The 12,680-nt window shown below is 62.4% G+C and carries 5 protein-coding genes, 3 tRNA genes and 1 pseudogene; 2 read left to right on the forward strand and 7 right to left on the reverse strand.

Annotated elements, in window-relative coordinates; translation table 11 throughout:
- Positions 1–183: 183 nt before the first annotated feature.
- Positions 184–1,059, reverse strand: a complete 876-nt coding sequence (locus tag MB84_RS20210; protein WP_046293059.1) for a LysR substrate-binding domain-containing protein — start codon at positions 1,057–1,059, stop codon at positions 184–186.
- 196 nt (positions 1,060–1,255) lie between these two features.
- On the opposite strand from MB84_RS20210, the gene MB84_RS20215 reads away from it, so the two are divergent.
- Entirely contained in the window at positions 1,256–1,744 is a 489-nt protein-coding gene (locus tag MB84_RS20215) for a lipocalin-like domain-containing protein (RefSeq protein ID WP_157122920.1), read from the forward strand.
- A gap of 132 nt (positions 1,745–1,876) precedes the next feature.
- Here the strand turns inward: MB84_RS20215 and MB84_RS20220 are convergent, their stop codons facing one another.
- Together MB84_RS20220 and MB84_RS20225 are read right to left on the reverse strand one after the other, a co-directional pair.
- Positions 1,877–9,640 carry a type I polyketide synthase gene (locus tag MB84_RS20220; protein WP_052652610.1) on the reverse strand — a complete coding sequence of 2,588 codons (7,764 nt, stop codon included), beginning with the start codon at positions 9,638–9,640 and terminating at the stop codon, positions 1,877–1,879.
- A 337-nt stretch (positions 9,641–9,977) separates the two neighbouring features.
- Positions 9,978–10,427 (reverse strand): hypothetical protein, encoded by a 450-nt coding sequence (locus MB84_RS20225; RefSeq protein WP_211279322.1) that lies wholly within the window; start codon positions 10,425–10,427, stop codon positions 9,978–9,980.
- A gap of 170 nt (positions 10,428–10,597) precedes the next feature.
- On the opposite strand from MB84_RS20225, the pseudogene MB84_RS20230 reads away from it, so the two are divergent.
- Positions 10,598–11,219 (forward strand): annotated as a pseudogene (locus tag MB84_RS20230) (helix-turn-helix domain-containing protein).
- 107 nt (positions 11,220–11,326) lie between these two features.
- Here the strand turns inward: MB84_RS20230 and MB84_RS20235 are convergent.
- The 4 genes from MB84_RS20235 to pgsA all read right to left on the reverse strand — a co-directional run bounded on the left by MB84_RS20235 (position 11,327) and on the right by pgsA (position 12,498).
- A tRNA-Cys gene (locus MB84_RS20235) sits at positions 11,327–11,400 on the reverse strand.
- 116 nt (positions 11,401–11,516) lie between these two features.
- Positions 11,517–11,592 (reverse strand) — tRNA-Gly (locus MB84_RS20240).
- Positions 11,593–11,640: 48 nt separating this feature from the next.
- Positions 11,641–11,716 (reverse strand) — tRNA-Gly (locus tag MB84_RS20245).
- A 188-nt stretch (positions 11,717–11,904) separates the two neighbouring features.
- On the reverse strand, positions 11,905–12,498 hold the full coding sequence (gene pgsA, locus MB84_RS20250) for a CDP-diacylglycerol--glycerol-3-phosphate 3-phosphatidyltransferase (RefSeq protein WP_046289661.1): 594 nt from the start codon (positions 12,496–12,498) through the stop codon (positions 11,905–11,907).
- Positions 12,499–12,680 lie beyond the last annotated feature (182 nt).

A 12,680-nucleotide genomic window follows, 5' to 3' on the forward strand; every position in this document is an offset into this window, starting at 1 on the left:
CTTTTGAAATGCGTTCTCGCGTGGCGTCGTCGATTCGCTTGCGGACATCGCGAAGCGGCAATACGGCTCAGACAGCTCAGACGGCTCTTTCGGGTCAATTGCGCATTCTACGATTCCACGACTGGCGCGACCACGCAGAAATCGAACTGCGGTGCGCAGTGCGAACGTCGCGATGGTGTCCACTCACGCGGGGAGGTTCGCGCCCGCACATTCCGTCACCACGCGCTTGAGCTGCGCCAATGCGGGAGACGTGTCCCGATGGCCCGCGTGCAGGCAGAGGGCTACCGACGGCAGCGGCGGCAGTCCCTCTTTTGCCCCGAGTCGTCGTAACGACGGCGGCAGACCGGCCGCCGTTCTCAATGTGATGCCAAGTCCTGCGGCCACCCCCGACCAAAGACTCTGCAGACTCGCCGTCGTGTAGGCCAGCCGCCACGAAATGCCTGCGGCATCGAGCGCCTCGATGCCTGCGCGACGAAAGAAGCACGGCGGGTTGTACAGCGCGAGGTCCAACGCAATGCCTGGCGTCAGCACTACGTCGACACCGACAGGTCCGATCCACGTCATCGGCAACAGGGCGAGGGGCTCGGCATCGGACCGGCTTTCGTTTCCCATCACGAGGACGAGGTCTAACTCCCCCCGGTCCAACCCTTCGAGCAACACGCCGTTGCGTTCGACGCCAACTTCCACGCGCACGCCCGGATGCGTCTTCTTGAATTGCCCGAGCGCCGCCGGTAACCACGTTTCGGCGAAGTCGCCCGGCAGACCGAAGCGCACCACGCCTTCGACCGACGCCCCGCGAACCGCGCGAACGGCTTCGTCGTTGAGATCGAGGATGCGGTGCGCATAGGAGAGGATCAGTTCGCCCGCGTCGGTGAGCATCAGGCCTCGCCCTTGTCGCCGAAACAGCGGCTCTCCGACCTGCGCTTCGAGCTTGCGCATCTGTTGACTGACGGCCGATTGCGAACGTCCAACGCGATCTGCCGCACGGTTCAGACTGCCCAGTTGCCGGGTCGCGAGGAACGTCCGCAGGGCATCCATGTCGAGATTCGGGATCGTCATCGTCCAGTTTTTCTGAAGAATCAATGCCGAATTATCGCATTTACTGCATCGTTCATCTGGCTATCATCGACGACGGTACCGGGTCGGCCCGCGTGTCTCGCACGATCTGCGCGTGCCCTCCCCGGCCATCCCTCTCACCTCCTTCCGGCAACGGAGATATCACCTTATGAACGCTCAGACGATGCTTAAGCGCGGCATGCTCAGCGCGGCCTTCTCGTTGTGCACACTGTTGACGACGGGCTCACGCGCCGCGACGCCATCGGTTGCGCCGTCACTCGCTGGCACATGGACATTGGTCGCGGCCGATGTCCGGCATCCGGACGGCTCTCTCGCGCGCGACTATGGCGCAGCGCCCAAGGGCCTGCTGGTCATCGACGCGAAGGGAAACTACTCCCTGCAGATCTTCAAGGCGGAACGACCCAAATTCGCATCGGGCGACAAGAGCGCGGGGACGCCCGCAGAGTACAAGGCGGCGGTCATGGGCTCCAGTACGCACACGGGCACGATCAGCATCGATCCGGCCGACGCCACGCTGACGTTCCACATTCAGAACGCCTCTTTCCCCAACTGGGAGGGGGAACAGCAGAAGCGCAATTACGAACTCAAGGGTGGCGAGCTGAGCTACCGCGTAACGCCGCGTCCGAACGGCGATGTGCCGATCTCAGTCTGGCGGCGCGTGGACTAACGGACCGCCCCTCGGCGCATGCCGAGTGCTTCGCCCGACATTGCGCGGTCGACCGAAGAATCGCCCCTCCGGAGCGTGCGGGCGCCACAGATGTCGAAGGGGGCCGACACGTGCCCCCCGACGAACCGTCGCTTATCCGGCCTCTTCGGCGGGCGCGGACTCGAACGCATGGCAAGCATCGAGCAACGCAGCTCGCAAGACCTCGGGCATCGCCCGGGGTTGGATGGGCTGCCCGGCGGGTCCGCGTCCCGTCCAGACGTGACACGTCGATCCGACCGCGAGCTTGACTCGCACGTCGTTGCGTTCGAGTCGATAGTGCTCGAAACGAAGTTCGAAGCCCTCGGCGTGCAGGCACTGAAGCGCCATCACGACTTCGATCGAATCGAAGGGCATGGCCTCGCGAAGATGGTTCACGCAAGCCGAGAGACAATGCAGCCCTTCTCTTGCCGCAGAAGGATGCGGCAGATCGCGCGAGATACGTTGAATGTAGTGCTCCAGCGTCGCCTCCTGCCACTGGTAGTAGTTCGCGAAATAGACGTTGCCGACGAGATTGGCATTGCTCAACGAGGTCTCGAACGTCTTTCGCCAGAGTATCGACGTCATCCTGGGCGTCGCTGGCGCCGTAAAGAGCGCGGGTGACGTCAGTGGCGATGTTTCGTCTCCGGACTCGACGAACTCGCCCGCTGCCTTCGCACGATTAAACGCGTCGAGACGAGGTCTCAACCAATCGCCATAGAAGGCGGGCAACGGAGACGGGGCGATCACCCCATGACTCACGATGCGCGTCCATGTCGTTGCCATGCGCGCCCGCGCAATCAACTGATGGCGACCGGCAGCGTCGATCCTGTGCCATTCAAGCAACTGATCCATTGAGGAATCACCTCGGCCATATTGGCGAGTGAACCAGAATCGTCCCTCGATGAGATCCGTCGTATCCGGTCTCGCCAGCGATTCGATGCGGGCGTGATTGGTCGCCATGCCATAAATCCCCGTATCGAATTCGTCGAGCATCTGGCGGCCGAAATCTACGGTGTGCTCCTCTCTCAGCCGTCCCATCCACTGGGCAAGCGTGGCCGCCGTCAGCGTGAGCACCGGTGGGCTCGCGTCCTTGTACGCGACGCGAAATCGTGTCGTTGTGACGTACGGTGCTACCGGCATATGCAATCGTGACGGTTCGGGCGAGGAAGATCCGCCAGGGCCGCCCAGCGCGTCGGCAGACCCGGCGCTCACAGGCTTATCCCCGGTCCCCGCGCTCCCCGTGCTATCCGCCGTTCGCACGACCACCGCGAACATCTTTCTCGCATGCCGCGTCATGTCGCATGGCAGCGTCAGGACCGTCACCGCCCGACGGTTGCATTCCGCCCGCGCGACGATCAGCACAGCACCATCCGAACGCTGCGTCGGTGTCAGCTTGATGCTGCGCTCGCCGAGCGATTTGACGCCCGCCTCGAAAGCACACCACAAGCGCGTGCCCGCTTCGTCGAGCGTGTCGCCTTCGCGCATGAGATCAACGAGTCGGCTCGCCGATTCGTTCGACAACAAGCGACGCCACTCCGGCGCGTCCCGACTGACAATCGGCTCAACATCGCAGCCCTGATCCCCCGCGCCGCACACGTAAGTGCAGTGCGACCCGTCATGCGCCAGCGACACACCGATTCGCTCGCCAAGCCCTCCGGAAAGACGTGGCTTTCCGCTGTCCTCCCACACAATATCGATGTGTGTCTCGCCGAGTTTCGGCGCAAGGAATGCCACGGTAGATTCGACGAGCGCCACCAGTTGCGGCGTCTCGCGAGCGCGTCGAAGAGAACGCTCCATGTCCGACAGTTCGGGGGCATAGCGCAGCGAGACGTGCGGCGTCTCACAGGAAAGCGCTTCGCACGCCGACTGAAGGGTGCGCCTGAGGAGCGCTTCGTCTCGTTGACCGGGGTCCACCCAGTCCTCGGGGCCGGGGGCCTGATCATCGACCGATACGCGCTGAATTCGAAACCCGACAATCCGCTCGACGATACTTCGGTCGGCCGATATCGCTGTGATGTCCGATACGATGGCATCTTCCGTGCGCGATATCACCTGACTTCTGACCAGATGCGGCCCATGCTTGCCCGCGCTTGACGCGTAGCATTCGATGCGTTCGATGTTCGCGGGCAGAAACTCGCCCCGCGCGCTGAGCAGCGACGTTTGCAATAAACCATCCCTGAAATACGGATCTCCGGCAACAAAGGATCGCGGTTCGTCACTTTGATCCGACGCGTCGACAGTGGTCAGCGAGCCGGACGAATCGAGGGCATAGATCTCCCTGATTCTCTGGAACAGCGGGCCTTGAAACAAGCGTCGCCCGTAGAGATCGCCCGGGGCCAGATGCGCGATTGGACTTGCGGGCCAGGCCAGTGCTGTATGCACGTGCTCCTCGGCTTCGAAAACCACCGTACACGCGAAGTGGGGGGAACGATAGGCCGACTGTTCGGCACTGATCGAGGTATCGACCCGAACCGGTTCTGCGCTCGACTTTCTAGGGCGTACCAACGCACGCACTTCGATATTCGCGCCGTTGTTCGTCACGATCACCGGGCGGTCGAGGCGGACATTTTCGAACCGGAACCGAATCGGCAACGCTTTTCCCACCGCCGCTTGCGCACAGGCCGCCATCGCCTCGAGTCCGAAGACCGTCGGAAACAGCAGCACCCCGTGGTATTCGTGATCGGTCAGATACGGGTCGCGGCTTGGCAACAACTGCGTCCGGGACGCGATTTCGACGCCGGGCTGATACCGGACGACATTGTCCACGAAGCCGCTCGCCCGTGAAGGAGGCGCAATCATCGACTGCCACGTCTCAAGACCGTCGAGGCTAGCCGCAACGACAATTCGCTTCGATGGTGGCATCCCCAGCATAAGGCCGAGAAAATGCTCGATGCCCTCACGCGGCGAAATCGCGGCGATCCCAAGCGCCGACAATCGCGCGACGCTCCCCAAACGGACCCCCATACCGATATCGGACCAGACGCTGTACTTCAGCGTCAAAGTCGAAACATCGCGGCGTCTTGCTCCCAGCGTAGCCAACGCAACGTCCATCGCCTGATTCGCAAACGCATACCATGCGTTACCCGGCATTCCCGTGACGCCGATGATCGATCCCAAACCCACCACGAGTTTTAGCGGATGCGCCCCCAATGCCCGATCGAGTGCGAGCAGCGATTGCAGCTTCGGCGCAACTTCGTCGATGGCTTGCTCGACGCTGACTTGCTCGATGCGCCTCGGCACGTTGTGGCCTGCACCGTGAATGAGTCCCGAAACGGGGCCGAGTCGTTGGCCGATGTCCCTGATCAGTTCCGCCACGGCCCCGGGACGACACAAGTCGCAGGAAAAATACTCGGCGCGGAGGTTCTCTCGCGCATACCCGGCGAGCGTGGCGCGAACTTCGGGGGCGTCCGCGCTCGCCCTTCCGACGAGCGCCACACGGGCACGCGTGCGCTTCGCAAACGCCTGCGTCAGCGCCGCCGTAATCCCCTTTGCACCGCCCGTCGCCAGGATCACATCGGCGTCGGACCATTCGATCGGACGCGCGGGCAGCACATCGATGTCGACGACGCGGGGCACCAGCGAGTGCGGTTTGCCCACATCGTTATGAAAGCGCTGCAAGTATTTCGCAGGGTCCGACACGCTCTCCAGCAGCCGACGCGCCACGAGTTCGTCCGGGATGGACGAGGGAAAATCCAGAATCCGAACGCGCCAGTCGGGGCGCTCCATCCGCAAGCTCGCCGCAAATGCCTGCGCACAAGACGTCTCGGGAGAACTCGACGCAGAACGTGACGGTAGGCCAAATAGCTCGCCTAATCCGAACTGAACGAATGTGATGCTGGTGCAACCGAGTCGGGTGGCGACGGCGACCGCACTGTGCAACGGCTCGACGAGCGATGCGATGTACGCCCTCCCCGACGCTGGCGTGAGGCTCGGTCGCCGGGGCAACACCACAACGCAGTGCGCCGCATGATCGCCCTGCGCCCCTAAATCGACGCCGACGTCTGCGCCAGCCGACGAGAGGACTTCCGCGATTTCACGGTAAGTCGTATCCGTCTTCTCAACGGGCCAGATACGAAAGCGCTTGCCCGACACCTCATCCGAATTCGACTGCGGTGCCGTCGGCACGGCGACCAGCTCGAATGCCCGCACCCATGCTGCCGGGGTCGGCGTGGCGATCACGTTGGCGAGATCAGTCGGGTTGACATCGGCCCCAGCGACCAGATCGGACGCTGCTGCGCGAGGCACTTCCGTGCCCCCTCCCAACGCTTTGCCGATTGCATCGGCAATATCGCCAAGCGCGGCATAAGCCAGCGCGGTGGCCTCGAGCTTTCCCTCCGCTCCGGTCCTGCGCATGACTTCGCCGAGTACCGCGGCCGCCTTGATGGAATCCAGATTGAGGTCGTCCAGCAGGCGTAATGTCGGTGTCAGGTGCGCCTTGTCAAAACCGGTGACACGCGACACTTCGTCGAACAGCACTTCGGTGACGTCGGCTGTGACCTCGGGTGCGACGTCGGGTGGGATGTCACGTGTGACGTCGTGCACGGCTTCGGATCCGCCACCTGTGCCCGTCACGGCATCCATCGCTTGCGCAATGCCGCCCAACGTCATGACCGACAGCGCGGTCACGTCGAGCGTACCCGGTGCAATACCGAGCGCTTCACTCGCGCGCGCAATCATGTCGGCCGTTTTGATCGAGTCGAGATTGAGGTCGTCCAGCGGACGGGTGCCTGACTCAATGGCCGACGCCGAAAAGCCAGTGATCGTCGAAGACAAGCGTTTGAGCACGGACCATGCAGTCGTCGTCTGCGGCTCGTGCGCCGTCGCGAGCATCGGCACTGGCGCCGGATGTGGGCTTGCTCCGGTCGTTGTCATCGCCCGACCGAACGCATCCTCTTCCACTGCCGCATGAGTATCGACAACGGGCGAAAGCGTTGCGGGTTGCGAGGCCATTTCGCTGCGCGGGTGAGGCAGGTCTCGCGTGTGCGCGTCACCGATACGCGGTGCCAAGCGCTCACACGGGCTGACGATGAACGCCCTGTCGTTGACGCCGACAAACGGACGAACGAGACGTCTGGCGTGCAACTCGTGCCACTTGATACTTGTGCCTGACGCATGCAGGTTCGCCAGCGCCCAATTGATATCGGACCAGGTTTCGGCCTTGGACTCCACGGGCAGGCATCGCAACGCCTGAGTTGCCGCAGTGCCGCCCGCGAGATTCGTGAGCACATTGCCCGGCCCCACTTCGAGCATGACGTCGACGTGCCTCGCCATGGATTTGAGCGTCGTGACGAAATCGACCGGGCGGAGCACCTGATCGGCAAAGTGATCTCGCAGTCCAACCCCTTGCGGCACCTCCAGTCCGTCGGTGCTGGAAATCAGCACACAGTTGAGCACGCCGCACTCGTGCGCGACGGGCGAACGATCACGCAGTGCATCCGCTGCCGATGCCACAAGTCGAGAGTGAAAGGCGTTACTCACGGGCAAACGGGCCGTCGCAACGCCCGCCTGCGACGCCGCGCTTTGGACGGCGTCGATGGCATTCGCTTCCCCGGAGACCACGACCTGACTGTCGCTGTTGACGTTCGCAACAATCGCGTAGCCGCTGGATTGCGTCACTTCGGTGAAGCGCTTCGCCTGGGAATGCCCGCATGCGAGCCCCAGCATGGCACCGGGTCGATCTCGATGGGCTGACATCGCCTGCCCTCTCACCGCCGCCAGTTCCACCGCGGATTGCATGTCGTACGCCCCTGCCGCATGGAAGGCGACCAATTCGCCCAGACTATGTCCGGCGACACACGTCGGTCGAATGCCCAGACGCGAGAGCATCTGCAACCAAAGCAACGACGCGAAAACGATCGACGGCTGTGCCCACTCCGTCTTCTGCAACGTCTGAATGAGTTCGCCCCGATGGCGACGGTGAGGAAACCGGTCAAGCGCCGGGGAAACGACGCTCAGCAACTCATGGGGGCCGTGCTTCGCGACCCATCGTTGCGCCTGTTCCGAAAAATCGCGGGCCCACGGATAACGCTCGATCAGTGCGCGCGCCATCCCCAGTTGTTGAGCGCCCTGCCCGGGAAATAGCATGCCGACCTCGGGCGGCTCGGCAGGATTCCCGAACGCGTAACCTTGCGAACGGTCCACGAGGGTTTCGCCCGAACGCGTATTGGCCAGCGCCCGATCCAGCGAAGCGAGTCGCTCTGCGAGCTGCTCCGGAGAATCCGCCGTAATCGCCGCTCGCCACGACCTTGCGTTATCCAGATCGTGGGCGCACCGCGCTGCGAGATCCGAGAGCTCCGCGTGACTGATGCCGGTCACGTCGCGTCGCAGAAGCCCGACGACGCGTCTGAGTTCGTCCAACGAGCAAGCGCTCAGGGGGAATATCTCACTGTCCTGCCAACTCGCCATCGCGCTTCTGTCGTCGCGGTTGTTCTGTAGCGTGGCCTGCGGTGCGGTATCGGGGGAGGTCAGCGTGACGTGGACATTGATGCCGCCGAACCCCATGGCGGACACGCCGCATCTCAGCGTCTCGTCGGCGCTTCGTACCGCACCACGTATCAACGGGTACAAGCTGCGCGCTTCACCCGAAAATGCTTCGTGCGGTTGTTCACATCCTGCCGTAGGGGGCAGCACGCGCTGATTCACGGCAATCACGCTCTTGATGAAGGCCCCCATCCCCGAGGCGGCCTTGGTATGGCCGACGATTGACTTGAACGACGTGACGCCGCAACTGTGATCGCGCTCGGATTCCGACAGCGTCATACCCAGCGCGCGCAACTCGGCCCGATCACCGGCGACGGTTCCGGTACCGTGTCCCTCTACGAAGTCGAGGCGCTTTGGGGATACGCCCGCGCACCGGTAGGCCGCCATGTGCGAAAGGTGCTGTCCCTGTGCCTTGGGCGCGGTGATCCCCCCCGCACCATCGGACGACATGCCCCAGCCATCCAGAACGGCATAGATCTTGTCGTGATCCCGAAGCGCGTCGTCCATACGCTTCAGACCGACAAAGCCACATCCCTCGCCCGGGATGAAACCATCGCCACGCACGTCGTAGACGCGCATTTGTGTCGGCGTCAATGCGCCGACTTTGGCGAAACCAACCAGTTCGAAGGGATCGATACTGATATCGACCGCGCCCGCGATCACGAAATCGCATTGACGGGCGACAAGACTCGATGCGCCCGCGTGAATCGCCAGGAGGGACGAACTGCAAGCGCCGTCGATCGTAAAGCAGCCGCCGTTCAGGTCCAGATAATTGGCAATGCGTCCCGGGATCGTGTTCGACAGACCGCCGGCCAGCGAATCTTCGTTGGTCTGCGGGAAGGGGGCCTTGTAGAAGGACTCCATATGACGCTCAAGCGCCATCGTGGCATCGCCCGTCCATTGCGCCGACGCGGCGGCGGCACGCAGGCACGACCGTACGTAAGGCCAGCGCAGACGCAGGTCGTTCGCCCGCTTCATGTCACCGGTGAGCGTGTTTCCGACAATCACCCGCGTTGTTTGTCTCGGCAAACGCCGTTCGCCGATGTAGCCTGCATCGACAAGCATCTCGATGGCCATGTCGAGCGCCAGCCAGTGCGCGATGTCCGTCGCCTCGAATGCGCTTTTCGGGATTCGGCGCGCCTGCCAGTCGAACGCGTAACCATCGATGACGGCGGCTTGCCACGCATACGTCTGGTCCGGCACGGCGCGGTCTTCGTTGTAATAGTCCTCTCGCCGGGCACGACACTGCGGAATGGATCGGAATTGCTGGCGTTTGGCGAGTACGTTTTCCCACAGCTCATTGGGGCCGTTCGCCCCCGGATAGCGACACGAAATACCAATGACGGCGATCCGATCCCCCGATGATGAACGATTATCCGAATACTGATCCCTCTTCATAAACTGTACTCCTAAGCATTTATAAACTCCCTTCAGGTTGTCGGAACAAAATTCGGCATAGCGCTTATTTCGAAGTTACCTGATAGGCAATACTAGGCAAGATTTGATCGCGCAACGGCCACGCAATTGCCCAATCGATACGGCGGGAGGCTGTCTGTCGAAGAGGACGCGACACACCCACCCTGCCGAGGCACGAGGGTCGGAAATCAAAGGAAGAATCTCGGACGAGATAAGGAAAAGCCCTGACGGGTCAGGGCTTTGAATTTTGGGAAACCGGGGCTGACGCCCCCCGCTGTTATAACCGTAAATTCGTGACGTCGCGGGGGCACTCCGCCCATCAGACAGACACCTGCCGACGGCGGCGAAGTCCGATGAACGTCAGTTCGGCGAACACCAGCACCGTGACGATCTGAATACCGATGAAGGCCGCGCCCAGCCCGTTGGGCGCGATCCAGTCCGATGCCAGCAACAAGGCGCAATCGAGTGCCCAGATCACGTTGATGACGATGACCGTCCATGCGGCCCCCGTGGGTAGCGCAGTGCGCCGCACCAGCCAGACGAGTGCGGCCGCGTAGGCAAGCAGGATAAGGCCCGTGATGCGCAGTCCTGCGGCGGGCAGGTCCAGCAGCCCCGCCAGCGGTGCGGCGGCGAGTACCTGTAACACCCCGACGGCACCGCTCACCAGCGCGTCGGCGAGCAGGACGCGCACGAGCATCGAAGCGCGGGAGGACGAATGAAGCGAATGGTGGCTAGAAGCCTCAAGCGAGGACTGACCGGATGACATCATGATGACCTCCACTGGAGTGAGTCGGATCCCGACACCCCAGCGGTAGCTGTGATGCTCAGGAGGACGAGACATCGTGTCTCGCTGGCTATAATCTTCTCGATTGCGCGACGCACCGTCGATTACCTGCGAGGTAATGGCTGCCATTCTCCAACCGCCCCATACTCCGCTTCATGACGACACCTGCTATCGGAACCTTGTTGCGCGACTGGCGCCAGCGTCGACGCATGAGCCAGCTCGACCTCGCGCTGGAAGCCGAGATTTCCACCCGTCATCTGAGCTTCGTGGAGACGGGCCGCGCACAACCGAGCCGCGAGATGCTCCTGCATCTCGCGCAAGCGCTCGACATTCCATTGCGTGAGCGCAACGCGCTGCTAGTCGCGGCGGGCTTCGCGCCCCGCTTCGAGGCCCGTGCGTTCGACGCCCCCGACATGAGCGTCGCGCGTGAAGCCGTCCAGCGGGTACTGGATGGTCACGAGCCTTACCCGGCACTGGCCGTCGACCGGCACTGGACCCTGCTCGCGGCAAATCGCGCGGTGATGCCGCTGCTCGCGGGCGTCGACCCGTCGTTGCTGAGCGGCGCAGTGAATGTGTTGCGTCTGTCGCTACACCCGGACGGTCTCGCACCGCGCATCGCCAATCTAGTTGCGCACGAACGAGGGTCTGCTGTCGTTCTTCAGCACGACCACGGTATTCGGCACCCCGGTGGATGTAACGCTCGCCGAGATGGCGCTCGAAGCGTTCTACCCGGCCGACGAAGCGACCGGCCGGATCATGCGCGCGATGGTGTTGTGATGTCGGGCCGGGGGCCTGTGCTTGTATTGCGCCTGAGAGGATGTTCGGGGACGAGAAAACCGGTGCAGAAAAAGAAAAAGCCCTGACAAGTCAGGGCTTTTGAATTTTGGAGGCGGGAGACGGAATCGAACCGACGTAAACGGCTTTGCAGGCCGCTGCATAACCATTTTGCTATCCCGCCGTCGGGATACTCTGCCGCGTTGTAACCACTCGCTGTTGCCATCGAGGGCGCCCGTCGGATCGATCGCCGTGGGCTTTTCGGCAAATAAAAAGGGAAGCCAGGCCTCCCTCTGGATTTGGAGCGGGAGACGAGTCTCGAACTCGCGACCTCAACCTTGGCAAGGTTGCGCTCTACCAACTGAGCTACTCCCGCATGACACCGAACACCAAGGATTACTCACTTAATGTCCAGTGTGAAAACTGGAGCGGGAGACGAGTCTCGAACTCGCGACCTCAACCTTGGCAAGGTTGCGCTCTACCAACTGAGCTACTCCCGCATTGTCATGCGTACTACCAATCCATCAACTTCTAAAAACTTCGCTGCCGGACTAGCGCCGTAGCAGCGAGAAGGAGATTATGTCTAAACGTCGATTCAGTGTCAAGCACCTGCACTGAAAATTTGTGAAGTTTTTTCTCCTCCACCGCACAGATCCCGCGCACTTCCCGCATATTCAGAGACTTACGCTCACATCTGTGCGCCGCCACGCTCGCGAATCTGCGGCCACGCGCGGCGCAAATAATACAGCATCGACCACAACGTGAGAACCGCCGCCACGTAAATCAGCCACGTGCCCCAGAATCGCGAGTCGAAACGCAAACCGTTCCACGCCACCGTGCCGTTGAACAGCAACAGCGGAATCGCCACCATCTGCGCCGCCGTCTTGATCTTGCCCAACTGGTGCACCGCCACACTGCGCGACGCGCCAATCTGTGCCATCCACTCCCGCAGCGCCGAAATCGTAATTTCCCGCCCGATAATGATGAGCGCCACCAACGCGTTGATCCGTCCCATCTGCAACAGCATCAGCAGCGCCGCCGCTACCATCAGCTTGTCGGCCACCGGGTCCAGAAAGGCCCCGAACGCCGACGTCTGATTCCAGCGGCGCGCCAGAAACCCGTCAAACCAGTCGGTCAGCGCCGCCAGCACGAACACCGCGCACGCCACCCAGTTCATCTCGACGGACGACAACCACGTCGTCGGCAAATAGTAGACGCCGACCACCAGCGGGATCAGCACGATCCGAAGCCAGGTCAGGAATATGGGGACATTAAAAGGCATGGCAGCATGAGTTCGGCAAACGTCGACACACGGCGCACTCGGCAACCGTACCAGACCCGCATTGTGCCGTGTCTGCCCCCTAGCGACAAGGCCGCGGCACCGCACACCGGTTGACATGTGCGCCAGTGTGCCCCTATCTTGCTCGCAACATCCCGCCAATAGCGCCGATCTCGTGAAACTGC

It is taken from the genome of Pandoraea oxalativorans (assembly GCF_000972785.3).
GTDB lineage: Bacteria > Pseudomonadota > Gammaproteobacteria > Burkholderiales > Burkholderiaceae > Pandoraea > Pandoraea oxalativorans.

Excerpts from the sequence above, each read along its gene's own strand:
- pgsA (WP_046289661.1), bottom strand. The coding sequence starts at position 12,498 with ATGCCTTTTAATGTCCCCATATTCCTGACCTGGCTTCGGATCGTGCTG.
- MB84_RS20215 (WP_157122920.1), top strand. The coding sequence starts at position 1,256 with ATGCTCAGCGCGGCCTTCTCGTTGTGCACACTGTTGACGACGGGCTCA.
- MB84_RS20225 (WP_211279322.1), bottom strand. The coding sequence starts at position 10,427 with ATGATGTCATCCGGTCAGTCCTCGCTTGAGGCTTCTAGCCACCATTCG.
- MB84_RS20210 (WP_046293059.1), bottom strand. The coding sequence starts at position 1,059 with ATGACGATCCCGAATCTCGACATGGATGCCCTGCGGACGTTCCTCGCG.
- MB84_RS20220 (WP_052652610.1), bottom strand. The coding sequence starts at position 9,640 with ATGAAGAGGGATCAGTATTCGGATAATCGTTCATCATCGGGGGATCGG.